The organism is Bradyrhizobium sp. USDA 4504 (assembly GCF_054063995.1).
Genome location: NZ_JBSSGV010000001.1, coordinates 4509715 through 4524447 on the forward strand (window position 1 = coordinate 4509715; position 14733 = coordinate 4524447).

Sequence of the window (14733 nt, forward strand, 5' to 3'; positions counted from 1 at the left end):
GCTCAGCTTCCAAGATCGCCTCGAATGGCGGCCAGCGTCAGCTGCTTGAACTCCGGCTCGGTCAACGGCCGCGGATTGGCACCCGCAGTCGGATCCTTGACGGCATCGGCCGCGATCGTTCCGGCGTCGGTCTCCTTCACCCCGAGCTCGGCGAGCGTATGCGGCACGCCGAGCTTCTTGCGGAAGGCCAGCAGCCAGGACAGCACGGCATCGAAGTCTTGGCTCGGCAGGTTGAGCGCGCGGGCAATGTGCGGAATCTTGTCGGCGATCGCAGCCTTGTTGCAGACCAGGACATAAGGGAAGACCACACCATTGGTCAGCCCGTGATGGGTATCGTATCGGGCGCCGACCGGATGGGATATCGAGTGGATCGCGCCCAACCCCTTCTGGAACGCGGTGGCTCCCATCGAGGCCGCGGCGAACATGTAGGCGCGCGCTTCGAGGTCGCGACCGTTCTCGACCGCGCGCGACAGATAGTTATCGACGATCTTCATCCCCTCCAGTGCGATGCCGTCGGCAAGCGGGTGAAATGCCTTGACGCAGTAGGCCTCGAAGCAGTGCGACAGCGCATCCATGCCGGTTGCCATGGTGAGAAACGGCGAGAGACCGACCGCGAGCTCGGGATCCTCGATTGCGATCCTGGGCATCATCATGGGATGGAAGATGATCTTCTTCTCATGGGTATCCTCACGAGTGATCACACCGGCGCGGCCGACCTCGGACCCCGTGCCTGCCGTCGTCGGCACCGCAATGATCGGCGCGATGCCCTTGGTGTTGGCGCGCGTCCACCAATCGCCGACGTCCTCGAAATCCCAGACCGGGCGCGACTGCGCCACCATGAACGCCACGCATTTGCCGACGTCCAGCGCCGAACCTCCGCCCACCGCAATCACGCCGTCATGACCGCCGGCCTTGAAGGCTTCGACGCCGGCCGTCAGGTTGGTTTCGGTCGGATTGGTCTTCACGTCGGAAAACACGGCGAGCGGAATGCCCGCCTCGCGCACACGGTCGACGATGCTGGCGATGAGATCGGTCTTGGCAAGCCCGTGATCGGTGACCAGCAATGGCCTGGTGAGGCCGTTGGTCTGGCACGCCTCGGGAAGCTCGGCAATGCGGCCCGCGCCGGTAACGACGCGCGTCGGAAAATTCCAGGCGCCGGTGATCTGAACGTCCATGTGCTGCTCTCAATGCTCGATGCGAAGGTGGAATGATCTTGGGCGGGTCAACGCCTCGAAGCCGAGGCGCGACATGCCGACACCACGTCCGGTGTCCTTGAGGCCGGTCCACGCCAGGGCGGGATCGACATAATCGCAGCGGTTCATGAATACGGTGCCCGTTGCGATGCCGTCACCGATACGTTCGGCTGCGGCGGCGTCCTCGGTCCAGACCGATGCAGTCAGGCCATAGGGGCTGTCGTTCATTAGGCCAACCGCCTCCTGATCGGAGGAGACCTTCATGAGGCCGACCGCAGGCCCGAAGCTCTCCTCCATCATCACCTGCATGGAGTGATCGACGCCGACCAGGACCTGAGGCATCAGATAGGCCGTACCGATCTTGTCCGCCGGGAACCGGGCCGGATCGATCAGAGGCTGCGCGCCTTTTGCGACGGCCTCGCCGATGTGGGCGCGGACGGTATCGGCAAAGCGTGTCGCCGCCATCGGGCCGAGCGTCGTGTCCCGCGACAGCGGGTTGCCGAGCCGGTAGCGCGCGGTCAGGCCGGCAAAGGCGTCTACAAAGGAGTCATAGATCCGCTCATGCACGTAAATCCGCTCGATGCCGCAGCAGCATTGGCCGGAATTGTAGAAGGCGCCGTCCACGAGCTGCTCGACCGCGAAATCGAAATCGGCATCCGGCCGCACATAGGCCGGATCCTTGCCGCCGAGCTCTAGCCCGAGGCTGATGAATGTCCCGGCCGCCGCTCGCTCGACGGCCCGGCCGCCGGCGACCGAACCGGTGAAGTTCACATGGTCGACCGAGCGCGATGAGATCAGCTCACTGGTCATGACATGGTCGAGCGTGAGCGTCCTGAACACCCCCTTGGGCAGGCCGACCCGGTCCAGTGCCGCCTGGAAGCGCTCACCGACCAGCAGGGTCTGCGCGGCATGCTTCAAGATCACGGCGTTGCCGGCCAGCAGCGCCGGCACGATGGTGTTGGCCGCGGTGAGATAGGGATAGTTCCAGGGCGCGATCACCAGCACGATGCCGGCAGGAACGCGCTTGATCATGCGGCGGAATCCGGGCTGCCCGGTCGGCACGATCGGCGCCAGCGCTTCATCGCTGAGCTCGACCAGCACGCGGACGCGCTCCTCCAGGCTGCGCAGTTCGCCGCCATAGCGCACCGGCCGGCCCATCTGCATCGCGAGCTCCGGAACGACCTCGTCGTTCTGCGCCCGCATCTCGTGCAGGAAGGCGAGCATCATGGCCTTGCGCTCGGCGAGCGATATGCTCGACCATTCCTGCTGCGCTTTCCGTGCTTGCGCGAGAGCCGCGGCGACCTCGGCACCCGTTGCGACGGGCCGCCGGGCAACCTCGCTGCCGTCGACCGGCGAAATGCAGACGATATCGTTCACGTGATGTCACTCGTTTTGGAAGGGAGGATCCGTCTCAAATGATCTCGAAGTAGCGAGCGAGCTCCCAGTCGGTGATGGCCTTGCGGAACTCGCGCTCCTCCCACTGCCGCGTCATCGCGTAGTGATCGACGAAGACGTCGCCAAACAGGTTGCGCGCCGCCTGCGAGGCGACCAGCCGGTCGGCCGCCTCCGACAACGTGCGCGGAAACGCGCGCTCGGGCGGATGCCTGCGCTCATAGGCGTTGCCGATGATCGGCTCGTCCGGTTCGATCCTGTGCTCGATTCCCCAGAGGCCCGATCCGAGCGCGGCCGCGATCGCCAGATACGGATTGATGTCGGCGGCAGCGACGCGGTACTCGACGCGCTGGCTGGCCGGCTTGCCGGGAATGACGCGCAACGCGCAGGTCCGGTTCTCGATTCCCCAGGTCGCGTCGGTCGGTGCCCAGAAGCCGGGGATCAGGCGCGAGTAGCTGTTCACGGTCGAGGCCACCATCGCGAGCAGCTCCGGAAGCAGCGCCTGCTGGCCGCCGACGAACCAGCGCATGATGTCGGACATGTCGCCGGGCCTGCCGCCCTGGTGAAACACCGGATTGCCGTCCCGGTCGCGCAGCGACAGATGCAGATGCCCGGATTGTCCGGGATAGGCGTTCGACCATTTGGCCATGAAGGTGAGCATCTTGCCCTGACGCTCGGCCCAGACCTTGGAGAAGGTCTTGAACAGCACGGCGCGGTCGGCGGCCGCGAGCGCATCGGTGTATTGGATCGCGGCCTCCAGCACGCCGGGTCCGGTCTCGGTGTGCAGGCCTTCGACCGGCATGTCCATCTCGTTGCAGAGCTTGAGCAGCGAGCGATGAAATTCGGACTCGACGGAGGCGCGCAGCATAGAATAGCCGAACCAGCCCGGCGTGAGATTCTTCAAGCCGCGAAAGCCCTTCTCGCGCACGCTGTGCGGCGTCTCGTCGAACACGAAGAACTCGAACTCCGCGGCCACGGACGGCGAGAATCCCATGCCCTCGGCGCGGTCAATGACGCGCCGCAGCAGCCGGCGCGGACACACCCCCGCCGCGGCGCCCTCGAATTCACCGAGGAAGAACAGCATGTTCTCTTCCGTCGGCACATTGCGGCAGGTCGAAGGATCGATGCGCGCGGTCGCGTCGGGAAAGGCCGTATGCCAGCCGGTGAATGCACAATTGTCGTACATCTGGTCGTTGGAGTCCCAGCCGAACACGATGTCACAGAAGCTGAAGCCGGCCTCCAGCGCGCCGACGAACTTGTCGCGCGCGAGATATTTTCCGCGAATGACGCCGTCGAGATCGACGATGCCGAGCTTGACGTGGGAGAGGCCCCGCTCCTCGACAAGGGCCTTCGCCTCGGCGATAGTTCGTACGCTTCTTGCATCCATGATCTTCAAATCTTCGGCTTCTGTGGCATCGCGGGCTATCGGCGATCGCGTCACGACGCGGCCACCTCGCGCAACTCCTCGTCGCACGCGGTGATGAACATGTCGGCGTGGTCCTTGCCGAAGCACAGCGGCGGACGAATCTTGAGCGTGCTGCCGAACGGACCGGCAGCACCGATCAGGATGCCGCGCCGGCGCAGGCGATTGATCAGCAGGCTAGCGAGCTCCGGTGCGGGCTCCTTGCTGTCGCGGTCGCGCACCAGCTCGAGCCCGATGAACAGGCCGGCACCACGAACGTCTCCGATGGTCATGTGGCGATTGCCGATCTCGCGCAATCCATCCATCAGGTGACGGCTGACCTCGCGCGCATTCTGCATCAAGCCCTCGTCCTCGATGACGTCGAGCACGGCAAGGCCTGCGGCCGCGGCCACCGGGTTGCCGCCGAAGGTGTTGAAGTACTTCACTTCCGCGGCAAAGCGATCGAGCAGCGCGGCGCGCATGGCGACGCCTCCCATCGGAAAGCCGTTGCCCATGGGCTTGCCCATCGTGACGATGTCGGGGACGACGCCATGGCGCGCGAAGCCCCACATCGCCGCCCCGGTTCGTCCGAAGCCTGGCTGCACCTCGTCGGCGATGAACAGTCCCTGACGTTCGTGCACGAGCTTCACGGTGGGGGCCAGGAAGCCGGCAGGGTCGGCATGGATGCCATCGCTCGAAAAGATCGTGTCCACCAGCAGCGCAGCAAAGCCGAAGCCGCTTCGCTCGAGATCGGTGATCGCTGCGGCAACGCTGTCGGCAAAGCGCTGGCCGGGATCGCCGACCGGATTGCGATACATCTCGGGTGCGGGAACTGCCCGCACGTGGGGCGGCAGCGGCTGACCGGGACGCGAGGACGGCGAGACATCGGTCACTGCGGCGCTATTGCCGTGATAGGCGGTCTCCGTGACAATGAAGCCCATCCGCCCGGTTGTCACTTTCGCGACCCGTAGCGCAAGGTCATTCGCCTCGCTGCCGGTGCAAGTCAGGACCAGATGATCGATCCCGCGCGGAAACGTCGCCAGGAGACGCTCCGCATAGCCATCGACGACGTCGTTGAGATAGCGTGTGTGCGTGCTGAGCAGGCCGGCCTGACGGCTTATCGCCTCGACAACGCGCGGATGCGAATGCCCGACCGACGGCACGTTGTTGTAGAGATCGAGATAGCGCCGACCATCGACGTCGAACATATAGACGCCTTCGGCGCGCGCCATCCTGATCGGCTCCTGATAGAACAGCACCGAGGCTTTTCCGAACGAACGCAGGCGTCGTTGCACCGCCTCGCCGAGCGCTGGGTCGATTGACGACACCCGACTCTGATCGAAGGCGTTCAACGCCAGAATCCCTTTTTCCTGCTGCATCGCCTGCCTTTCCTTTGGCCCGCGGCCTGCGCGGACCAAAGCCGTCCCCTGCGGCGATCATTCCCCAGCCGTTCCACTGCGACCTTGGATCTATGTGCGAATCCCCACAACTGAAAAGCAGATTGCAGGCAAGAGACACCAGAACGTCAGACATGCGCTCCGCATTCCAAAGCCATACTTCATATGTTTCAGTGCCTTATGTGATCGCCATGATTCCTTTGCGAATTCCATAGGCAGCACGGCGCCCAAAAAATGAGGAATATGCCACACAATTGATGTGGACTCACAACATCACTTGGGGAACGATCATGGCACGGACGCTGGAGAGGTTTGCAGCCGGAGAGACAGCGAATGACGAGTGACGCCCCTGCTGCGGCCGACAAGCGGCCACGAAAGGCCGACGGCGACCGCCTCTCGAAGCTCGCGCGCCACAAGCACATCATCTCGCAACTCACCGCCGCGCCGACGCTGCGGGCTTCCGAGCTCGCCGCCGTGCTCGGCGTCTCCGGCGAGACCATCCGGCGCGATCTGATGGAGCTTCAGGAGCAGAAGCTCATCAACCGCACCTATGGCGGGGCGTCCCGTCCCTTCGCGCTCGAGCCGGCGCTGACCGATCGCAAGGCGATCATGATCGCCGAGCGCGAGGCGATGGCCGCGGTGATCGCCGACCTGATCCTGCCGAACGAGGTGTTGATGCTTGGCGCGGGCGCGACCACGTTTCACATCGCGCGACGGCTGGCCTCACGCGCGCAAGACATCACCGTGATCACCCATGATTACGCCATTGCGGCCGCGCTAGCCGTCAATCCGTCGATCCGCGTGCTCTGCTGTCCCGGCCGCTATCACCCCACCGAAGGTTATGTGTTCGGCACGCAGACGATCGCGAACATCAACAGCTATGAGGCCAACCGCGCCATCGTGAGCGCGACCGGCATCAGCGCGCGCGGCGCGAATGATGCCGACGATGAGGCCGGTGCCATCTATGGCGCGATGGCCAAGCGCGCCGCAGAAGCCATCCTGGTAGCCGATCACGGCAAATTCGACCAGCGTGCGCTCACCGTCTTCGCACATTGGACCGATATCGATCGCCTGGTTACCGATCGGCAGCCAGAGGGAGCTCTGGCAACCGCTCTCCGTGAAGCCGGAACGGAGATCATCGTTGCGCAACCCTGAGAAAGGCCCAGCCATGGCACGCCTGACATCTGTTGCTTCCCGCGAGGAACACACCGGCCTTCATGCTGGCAACGACAAGGGCCCCGGTCCCACGCAGGATTGGCGGACCCGGATCGGACGCCTCGATCTCGAACTCGTCGGGCCGGACCACGCCTTTGCCCGCAACTGGGAACGCGTTGCCTGCATCCACGATGCCGCCTATGTGCTGGTGTTTCCGCAGACTGGATGCGTCGCATTCAGCCAGGACAGCCGCATCGGGATCGCACGTCCCGGCGAATATGTCCTGCTCAGCGAGCTCGCCTTCTACGAATTGTCGTCTGACAAGACCGCGCGCTTCCTGATGTTGCGGATTCCGGCCGCCGAGCTGCGCGGCCGGCTCGTCTCGGTTGAAGATCACATCAGTCGCCGCTTCAAGCCAAACGAACAGATGACGCACCTGCTGGCGGGCATGATCCGCAGCGTGGCCGAACTGTTCGTCGCCTCGCCGCCGCCGAACCCCCAGGCGCTCGCGACCGAAATGATCAGCTTCGTCGCGCTGACCATCGGATCGGAGGATCGCGGCGCCGCAACCGATGTGCGCAACGCGCGCTATCACCTGCGCCGCCGGATCGTCGACTTCATCGAGAGCCATCTCGGTGACCAGTCGTTGTCGCCGAAGAAGATCGCGGCGTCGAGCCGCATCTCGCTCAGTTATTTGTACAGCCTGTTCAACGACAACGAGACCACGGTCAGCCAGTTCGTCCAGACCAAGCGGCTGCAGCGGGCGTATGAAATCCTAGTCGCCGATCCGAAGGGCCGGCGGACCGTCTCGGAGGTCGCCTACGAAGTCGGCTTCAAGAACGTGTCGCATTTCTCCCGCTGCTTCAGCCGGCACTTCAAGGTGGCGCCGCGCGACGTTCGCCAGGCGCCCGTGTCGGCGCCGCAGCCGGCCGCTGGCGTGCGCTCGCCGCAGCCGAGGAGCCCTGCCGCCCGAGTGGCGCGGCGCAACGGATTCGACTCCCCCTATTGGGAGATCGACAAGCAGTCGGTCCACGAGACCGCGTAACGCCCCATCCCAAGGCAAGGCGTCGTGCGTCCCGCGACGTCGGCGCGCCTCCCGCCCGGAGCGACCATTGGACGACATTCAAGACAGATTATCGGCAAGCGAGCTCGCTTCGTTCTTCAATGAGCTTGCCGACGTGGCCGGACGGATCGCCGTGACGCACTTCCGTTCCCGCGTCGATTTCGAGCGCAAGCAGGACCTGACGCCGGTCACGATCGCCGATCGTGCGATCGAAATGGAGCTACGGCAGCTGATCGGTTCGCGCTTCCCCGATCACGGCATCCTCGGCGAGGAGATGGGATCGACGGCCGGGGACCGCTACACGTGGTATCTCGATCCGATCGACGGAACGAAGAGCTTTATCTCCGGCATGCCGCTGTTCGGCACGCTCGTCGCGCTCGCCGACGAGAGAGATGGATCGATCACCGCCGGCATGATCGATATGCCCGCGCTGGCCGAGCGGTGGTACGGCACCCGGCAAGGCACCACCTTCAACGGCGAGCTGGCAAGGGTGAGCCGCACCACGCGACTGGAAGACGCGCAGATCTACACGTCATCGCCGGACTTCTTCACGCCGAGCGACTGGGCCCGCTACGATGCGCTCAGCCAGAAGGCCATGTTCCGGCGATTTGGCGGCGACTGCTACCAATATGGCCTGCTCGCATCCGGCCACTGCGATCTCGTGGTCGAAACCTCCCTCAAGTCGTTCGACTTCATGCCGCTGATTCCGGTGGTCGAGGGCGCTGGCGGCATCGTCCGCGACTGGCAGGGGCGGCCGCTGTCGCCGGAATCCGATGGCCGGATCATCGCGGCCGCGAACGACAGCCTGCTCGAGCAGGCGCTCGCGATCCTCAATCAATAACTGCGGAAGCCCTCCCGTCGCGCGGCTCAGACGAGCCGCAACCAGCCATCCCAGCGGGGATCGTACATTACGTCGCGGGCACGCATGTATTTCCAGACGCCGTACTTCTGATAGTCGAAATCCCAGTCCTTGAGCTTCCTGTTCACAACCGCCCATGACGCCCATTTCAGGTCGGCGAGCGCCCGGTTGAGTATCACGCGCGCGACCATCTGCGGCCGCACCTCGCCCAGATATTGCTCGATCAGGGCCTCCGTCAGATGCTCGTCGAAGAACATCTCGGCGAACAGGACGCCGAGCTCATAGCTACGCTCGTTGTTGGATGCGAACTCGTAGTCGATCAGCTTCATCGGCCTTGGGCCGCCTGATTCCGCCGAGATCAGGAAATTGCCCGGCATCGGATCGTTGAAGCACGGCACGAGATCGAGACCCGACGCCAGGAACGCCGACTTGGCCTGATTGTAGCGATGCATCAGCCAGGGCATGTCCTGCGGGAAATGCGCGCCGAGCTCCCTGCCCTGCTCGATATGCTCCTCGATCATGTCGAAGATGGTCTTGGTCTGGCCGAGCTTCGGGCCGGCATGCAGGCGGCGGTAAAGGTCGAGAACGTCGGCCTGGATGGCGGCATCGCCGAAATCGGCATTGGTGCAGGCGCGATAGCCTTCGAGGAACTCGCTGATCTCGAGCCCGTCCGTGGCGTCGAAAAAGATCACCTCGGGCGCAACGCCCATGGCGTGGGCATTGCGCGCAGCCTCGTTGGCGGTCACGCGATCGATGAACATCTCCGAGCCCTCGCCGGGCACCTTGATGAAGTAGCGCCGTCCATCGCCGGATATCTCGACCAGCCAGTTCTGATTCATGAGGCCGCCGACCAGCGGGGTATAGGCCGCCCCCTTGCCGTGCCATTGCGGCACGCGGGCGATCGCTGCCTCGATATTGCGCTCGTGGACTGTCGCTCCCTCGCCAAGCTTCCTGCGGACAGTCATGCGATCCTCCGAAGCATCTCGCCAAAGCGCGGCTCCCGGACCGTCATGCGGCAACGTACGAAGCGCCAGCTGGCGAACTTGTAAAACTCAAAGGTGTTGCGCGCCGACCGCGCGGCGAGCACGGCGCCGATCAGGCCCCAGCGCAGATCATCCGCCATGCCGTAGATGCGGGCGCGGCTGAATGCGCGCTCGTCGAATCCGCCGGCGTTGCGGCTGAAGGCGTCGCGCGCCTCCGGCTCCTGCGCGAAGGCTTCGACGAGGAAGCTGCCGAGGTCCTCCAGCGGGTCGGCCGTCGTGGCGCGATCCCAATCGATCAGGCGAACCTCGCCGGTGTCGCTGATCAGGATGTTCGAGACATTGCCATCGCCATGGATTGGCACCGGTTTGATGTCGAGTTTCCTCAAGGCATCGGCCGCAAAACGCAGCTCCTTGACCAGCCATTCCGCATCAGACGGCAGTTGCGCCTTCGCGGCCTTTGCCGCCTCGTAGAAGTGCTCGATCTCGTCGAAGACTCCCATGCGCCGCGGCAGAGGCGCCCCTGCCTGGAACAGGCGCCGCGCCGCGATGACCGCGTCGACGATCTTCGGCTCCAGCATCCGCTCCAGCGTGCCGACCCGCCAGCCACGGTTGAGATCTTCCATGACCAGAAGTCCCGCGTCCGGATCCGCCGCAAGCACCTTGGGACCGATACCGAGATCGGATGCGCGCCGGGCCGCTTCGAACGCGCAGGCAACGTCGATGTAGAGCTTGGCATCCACATCCATGTTCTTGATGAAGATGCTCTCGCCGCTTCCGTTCCTGGTGGCGCGCCAGGGAGCGCCGTCGACCCCGCGCCAGCTTGGCGAGGCGAGGACCGGAATGGCGGGCTCGATCACGATATCGCCCGTCCCCCAGCCCGGGAGCCCGGCAATGTAGTTCCGGACCGTGGCGATTTGCGTTCCAGATTGGCTCATGACGACTTCTGATCTCTCGCGGGTGTCGTTCGGCCCGCCTGTCGCGGGCCTCCCGGTTTGATGACAAATTCGATCAAGACAGATGCAAAAGGGATGCCTCGCACTCCACCAAATCATGCCCTTACGGCAGCGGCACTACCCCGACAGGGGCGACTTTCGCTATCCGGACACTGATCCAGAACGCCATTTGTCGAGGCCAAGATGTCTGCTGCGGAACTGATCGGGATGAGCCTTGCGGGGCTGACGGAGGCCTACGCATCGCGCGCATTGTCGCCGGTGGAGGTGTTGCGAACCGTGCTCGGCCATGCCGAGGCGGTCAATCCCGCGATCAATGCGCTGTTCTGCTTCCGTCCGGAGCAAGCCATCGCAAGCGCGCAAGGCTCGGAAGCGCGATGGAAGGCGGGAACCGCGCTGGGTCCGCTCGACGGCGTCCCCATGACGGTCAAGGACAGCGTCGCCATGATCGGCTGGCCCTATTTTCACGGCATCGGCGCCAACCGTGCCCTGCCGCCGTCCAACTACGATTCGCCGCCGGCGATCGCGCTCCGCGAGGCCGGCGCGGTGATCTTTGCCAAGACCACGATGCCGGATTGCGGCCTGATGGCGTCGGGCATCAGCTCGCTGCACGGCGTTACCCGCAACCCCTGGGGGCTCGCCTGGAATACCGGCGGCTCGTCGGCCGGCGCAGGCGCCTCCGTCGCCGCTGGCGCCGGCTATGTTTCCGTCGGCACGGATATCGCAGGCTCGGTCCGCCTTCCGGCCGCCCATTGCGGACTGGCCGGACTGAAGCCGACCCATGGCCGTGTGCCGCATTTGCCGGCCGACACCATGCGCATGGCAGGCCCGATGGGTCGCAGCGTGGATGATATCGCGCGCCTGCTGACCGTGCTGACGCGGCAGGACGAGCGCGACACCTGGAGCCTGCCCGCCGATGGCGTGCGCTATCACGAGCATCTGAAGCGCGACGTGAAGGGACTGAAGATCGGCGTCCTCACCGACATGGGCTTCGGCATGAAGGCCGAAGCTACGGTTCGCAGCGCGGTCGATGCGGCCGGCAAGCTGCTCGCCGGCGCCGGCGCGATCGTCGAGCCGTTCACCTCTCCGCTCACCGACGACGCCTATGCGCCGATCGACCTGTTCCTCCAGGTGCGCGGCTATCTCGAATATGCATCGCTGCCGCCGCATGGCGACACCGCACGCGACATCAATCCCTACGTTCGCGCATGGTGCCTTGGCGGGGCGAAACATTCGGGCGCCGACCTCTACCGGGCGCTGGGCCGGATCGCCAAGATGAAGGCGGCGCTGCTCGCGGCCTTCGAGGGCTGGGACTATGTCATCGCCCCGACGCTGCCGGTGGTGAATTTCCCGGCCGAGGAGCCCGGCGTGTCGCGTGAGACGCCGCTCGCGCACACGCTGTTCACCGCCATGTTCAACCAGACCTGCCAGCCCGCCTCCACCGTCTGCATGGCATTCGATTCCCGCCATCTACCGATCGGCGTCCAAGTGACCGGGCACCGCTTCGACGATCTCGGCGTGCTGCAGGTGACCAAGGCGCTGGAGGACATGCGCTCGTTCGCGATGGACTGGCCCTTCAAGCCACGGCCCTGAGCGCTCAGGCCGCGGCCTGCGCCGGGTCGCCGTCGAGAAGGTGGCAGGCGGCGAAGCGCCCCGGCGCGTGTTCGACCAGCTTCGGCGTCTCCAGCCGGCAGCGGCCGAACGCCTTCGGACAGCGCGAGGCAAAGCTGCATCCCGCCGGGATATCGATCGGGCTCGGCGGCTCGCCCTCCAGCAAGAAGTCCGCCGGGTTGAACGGCTTCTCCTCCAGCGTCGGGGCGGCCGAGAGCAATGCCTTGGTGTAGGGATGCTGGGGATCGAAGAACAGCTCGCGGTTGTCGGCGATCTCGACCATCTCACCGAGATACATCACGGCAATGCGCGTGCAGACCCTGCGCACCATTGCGAGATCATGGGAGATGAAGACATAGGTGAGGTCGTTCTTCTCCTGCAGCTTCGAGAACAGGTCCATCAGCCTTGACTGCTCGCGTTGATCCAGCGCGGACAAGGTTTCGTCGAGGATCAGCAGCTTGGGATCGAGGATCAGGGCACGCGCGATCGAGATGCGCTGGCGCTCGCCGGTGGAGAGCGTGTTCGGGAGCTGGTCATAGAGCTCGGCGGCAAGACCGACCTCGGCCATCGCTGCGATGACCCGGCTGCGCAGGTCCGCGCGGGCGACATTGCCGCGGATCAGCAGGCTCTCCTCGATCATGCGGCCGACGGTGGTGCGCGGCGGCAGCGCGTTGTACGGATCCTGCAGCAGCAGCTGGAATTCGCTGCGGGTGCGGATCAGCTCGCGCGGCGACAACGCCCCGAGCGACGTGCCGTTGAGGACGATGCTGCCGTTGTCGGGAACCTCCAGCCAGGCCAGCAGGCGCGTGAGGGTCGACTTGCCGCAGCCGGATTCCCCGACGATGCCGAAATTCTCGCGCGGCATGATGTCGAGCGTTACGCCGCGCACCGCCTGCACGTTGCTGTAGGTATTGAACGTCCCCCGCTTGCGCGCGCGATAGGTCCGAACAACGTGCTCCACCTTCATCAGCGGCACTTCGTCTTGCGCCTTGCGGCGGGCCAGCGGGCCCTCGGTGGTCGCCCACATGCGCGGCACACTGGCAATGGCCTTGCGCGTGTAGTCGGTCTGTGGCGAGGCGAGCAGGCCGGCAAACGCTTGCTGCTCGACGAACCGGCCCTGATGGAGCACGGCCGTGCGGTCGCCGAACTGGCCGAGCGTGGGCAAGGAAGACGACAGATAGATTGTCGCCATCCTGTGGCGGAGGCACAGGTCGTGGAGCAGCGCCACGATCTGTGCCGCGATGGTGACATCGAGCGGCTGGGTAATGTTGTCGGCGATCAGGACGGCGGGCTCGGCGCAAATCGCGTCCACGATCATCGCGCGCTGCATCATGCCGCCGGAAAATTTTGCCGGGTAGTCCCAATAGCGCTCCTTCGGCGATGGAATCCGGACCTCGCCGAGGAGCTGCACGACCCGCTCGCGGCATTCGCGCGGATTCCATTCGGGCCTGACGCTGTGCAGCTTTTCCGCGATCTGGGTCCCGACCGGTATCGTCGGATCGAGCGAGCTTTGCGGCTTGGAGCCGATATAGGCGATGTCGCGGCCGATCCGCACCTCGCGCGCCCCGGCGCCGAGAATGTCGTGGCCGGCGAACGTGACCCGTCCGGAGCGATACGCCAGACTTTCCGGCAGCCAGTTCGCCAATGCGCGGCTGAGCACGGTTTTGCCGGCGCCGCTTTCGCCATAGATGCCGAAGATCTCCGAGGTGTTGAGGCGGAAGGAGATGTGATCGAGGATCGGCGCGGCGCCCGACGCCGAAGCGCCGACCGTGAGGTCGTCAACCTCCAGAATGAGCGAGAGATCCATCTCAGAGACCCCCATAGATGCGGTTGCGCGCCTTCTCGAGCGCCGACCCCATCAGGTTGATCGAGGTAAGCGCGATAGCCAGGAACACGCCCGGCGTGGTCGCGATCCACCAGGCATTGATCAGGTATTTGCGGGAGTCGGCGATGATGCTGCCGAAGCTCGGCGTCGGCGGCTGGATGCCAAGCCCCAGGAAGCCGAGGATCGCTTCGAAGATCATCATGCGTGCGACGTCGAGCACGGCGACGAATGCGATCGGCGGCAGGATGTTCGGCGCGGCGAACAGAAACAGGATCCGCCAGTCCCCGGCGCCGAGCACGCGCAGGCCGCGGACATATTCCTTGCCGCGCTCGGTGACCGCGGCGCTGCGCGCCACGCGCGCGTAGAGCGGCCAGCCGGACAGCGCCAGCACGATTATGATGGTCGGCACCGTCGGCCGCGACACGCCGAGAATGGTGATCGCCAGGATGATCATCGGAATCGACAATTGGGCATCGGTGATCCGCATGATGACTGTGTCCCACCATTTGCCCTTGAAGCCGGCGAACAGGCCAAGGCCGCAGCCGATGACAAAGATGAGCAGGACCGTGACGACGCCGACCAGCAGCGAATAGCGCAGGCCGATCAGGCTGCGCATCAGCATGTCGCGGCCGAGCTGATCCGTACCCAGCGGATGATCCCAGGTCCATTTGTCGCCGAGAAAGACCGGCGACATGAACTTGTCCTTCACCACCATCTTGGTCGCACTGATCGAGGACACCTCGGGATAGATGGCCGAGGCCAGCACCAGCGCCATGAAGATGAAGAAACCGATCTTGAAGCTCGGCATGCGCCAGGCGGCGGCCATGATGCGGCGGTTGACGGAACGGATTGGGGCCGCCGGCAAGGCGGGCTCCTCGGCGATGATCGTGGTGGCCGTCATGC

Annotated in this window: 12 protein-coding genes; 4 read left to right on the forward strand and 8 right to left on the reverse strand. The window is 64.9% G+C overall.

Features of this window, described 5'->3' with window-relative positions; genetic code table 11:
- Positions 1–2: 2 nt before the first annotated feature.
- From ACVMB1_RS21275 to ACVMB1_RS21290, 4 genes are read right to left on the reverse strand one after another with little or no spacing between them, the layout of a single operon-like run.
- Positions 3–1175 carry an iron-containing alcohol dehydrogenase gene (locus ACVMB1_RS21275; RefSeq protein ID WP_057020603.1) on the reverse strand — a complete coding sequence of 391 codons (1173 nt, stop codon included), beginning with the start codon at positions 1173–1175 and terminating at the stop codon, positions 3–5.
- Positions 1176–1184: 9 nt separating this feature from the next.
- The gene (locus ACVMB1_RS21280; protein ID WP_057020604.1) at positions 1185–2570 is read right to left on the reverse strand and encodes an aldehyde dehydrogenase family protein; all 1386 of its coding nucleotides are present in this window, start codon (positions 2568–2570) and stop codon (positions 1185–1187) included.
- Positions 2571–2604: 34 nt separating this feature from the next.
- Positions 2605–3972, reverse strand: coding sequence for a glutamine synthetase family protein (locus ACVMB1_RS21285; protein WP_253639287.1), 1368 nt, complete (start codon positions 3970–3972; stop codon positions 2605–2607).
- 50 nt (positions 3973–4022) lie between these two features.
- Complete coding sequence (locus ACVMB1_RS21290; RefSeq protein ID WP_253589682.1) at positions 4023–5366, reverse strand: aspartate aminotransferase family protein; 1344 nt, start codon at positions 5364–5366, stop codon at positions 4023–4025.
- A gap of 351 nt (positions 5367–5717) precedes the next feature.
- Here ACVMB1_RS21290 and ACVMB1_RS21295 point away from each other — a divergent pair, with 351 nt between their 5' ends.
- The 3 genes from ACVMB1_RS21295 (at position 5718) to ACVMB1_RS21305 (ending at position 8443) form a co-directional block, all read left to right on the forward strand.
- On the forward strand, positions 5718–6539 hold the full coding sequence (locus ACVMB1_RS21295) for a DeoR/GlpR family DNA-binding transcription regulator (protein ID WP_253589681.1): 822 nt from the start codon (positions 5718–5720) through the stop codon (positions 6537–6539).
- Positions 6540–6552: 13 nt separating this feature from the next.
- Positions 6553–7584, forward strand: coding sequence for a helix-turn-helix domain-containing protein (locus tag ACVMB1_RS21300; RefSeq protein WP_057020606.1), 1032 nt, complete (start codon positions 6553–6555; stop codon positions 7582–7584).
- A gap of 67 nt (positions 7585–7651) precedes the next feature.
- Complete coding sequence (locus tag ACVMB1_RS21305) at positions 7652–8443, forward strand: inositol monophosphatase family protein (RefSeq protein WP_057020607.1); 792 nt, start codon at positions 7652–7654, stop codon at positions 8441–8443.
- Positions 8444–8469: 26 nt separating this feature from the next.
- On the opposite strand, the gene ACVMB1_RS21310 is transcribed toward ACVMB1_RS21305, so the two are convergent.
- Together ACVMB1_RS21310 and ACVMB1_RS21315 are read right to left on the reverse strand one after the other, a co-directional pair.
- The gene (locus ACVMB1_RS21310) at positions 8470–9426 is read right to left on the reverse strand and encodes a choline/ethanolamine kinase family protein (protein ID WP_057020608.1); all 957 of its coding nucleotides are present in this window, start codon (positions 9424–9426) and stop codon (positions 8470–8472) included.
- Positions 9423–10379, reverse strand: coding sequence for a phosphotransferase family protein (locus ACVMB1_RS21315; RefSeq protein WP_063790183.1), 957 nt, complete (start codon positions 10377–10379; stop codon positions 9423–9425). Before ACVMB1_RS21315 ends, ACVMB1_RS21310 begins: the two co-directional genes overlap by 4 nt.
- 201 nt (positions 10380–10580) lie before the next feature.
- Between ACVMB1_RS21315 and ACVMB1_RS21320 the strand changes: the two genes are divergently transcribed.
- Positions 10581–11987: an amidase gene (locus tag ACVMB1_RS21320; RefSeq protein ID WP_057020610.1), complete on the forward strand. Its 1407-nt coding sequence runs from the start codon at positions 10581–10583 to the stop codon at positions 11985–11987.
- Positions 11988–11991: 4 nt separating this feature from the next.
- Here ACVMB1_RS21320 and ACVMB1_RS21325 read toward each other — a convergent pair whose 3' ends face one another.
- Both ACVMB1_RS21325 and ACVMB1_RS21330 read right to left on the reverse strand, forming a co-directional pair.
- Entirely contained in the window at positions 11992–13812 is a 1821-nt protein-coding gene (locus tag ACVMB1_RS21325) for an ABC transporter ATP-binding protein (protein ID WP_057020611.1), read from the reverse strand.
- 1 nt (position 13813) lies between these two features.
- Positions 13814–14731: an ABC transporter permease gene (locus ACVMB1_RS21330; protein WP_057020612.1), complete on the reverse strand. Its 918-nt coding sequence runs from the start codon at positions 14729–14731 to the stop codon at positions 13814–13816.
- Positions 14732–14733: the final 2 nt, after the last annotated feature.

Coding starts and splice junctions, on each gene's coding strand:
- ACVMB1_RS21300 (WP_057020606.1), top strand. CDS start 6,553: ATGGCACGCCTGACATCTGTTGCTTCCCGCGAGGAACACACCGGCCTT.
- ACVMB1_RS21310 (WP_057020608.1), bottom strand. CDS start 9,426: ATGACTGTCCGCAGGAAGCTTGGCGAGGGAGCGACAGTCCACGAGCGC.
- ACVMB1_RS21275 (WP_057020603.1), bottom strand. CDS start 1,175: ATGGACGTTCAGATCACCGGCGCCTGGAATTTTCCGACGCGCGTCGTT.
- ACVMB1_RS21285 (WP_253639287.1), bottom strand. CDS start 3,972: ATGGATGCAAGAAGCGTACGAACTATCGCCGAGGCGAAGGCCCTTGTC.
- ACVMB1_RS21315 (WP_063790183.1), bottom strand. CDS start 10,379: ATGAGCCAATCTGGAACGCAAATCGCCACGGTCCGGAACTACATTGCC.
- ACVMB1_RS21295 (WP_253589681.1), top strand. CDS start 5,718: ATGACGAGTGACGCCCCTGCTGCGGCCGACAAGCGGCCACGAAAGGCC.
- ACVMB1_RS21330 (WP_057020612.1), bottom strand. CDS start 14,731: ATGACGGCCACCACGATCATCGCCGAGGAGCCCGCCTTGCCGGCGGCC.
- ACVMB1_RS21325 (WP_057020611.1), bottom strand. CDS start 13,812: ATGGATCTCTCGCTCATTCTGGAGGTTGACGACCTCACGGTCGGCGCT.
- ACVMB1_RS21320 (WP_057020610.1), top strand. CDS start 10,581: ATGTCTGCTGCGGAACTGATCGGGATGAGCCTTGCGGGGCTGACGGAG.
- ACVMB1_RS21290 (WP_253589682.1), bottom strand. CDS start 5,366: ATGCAGCAGGAAAAAGGGATTCTGGCGTTGAACGCCTTCGATCAGAGT.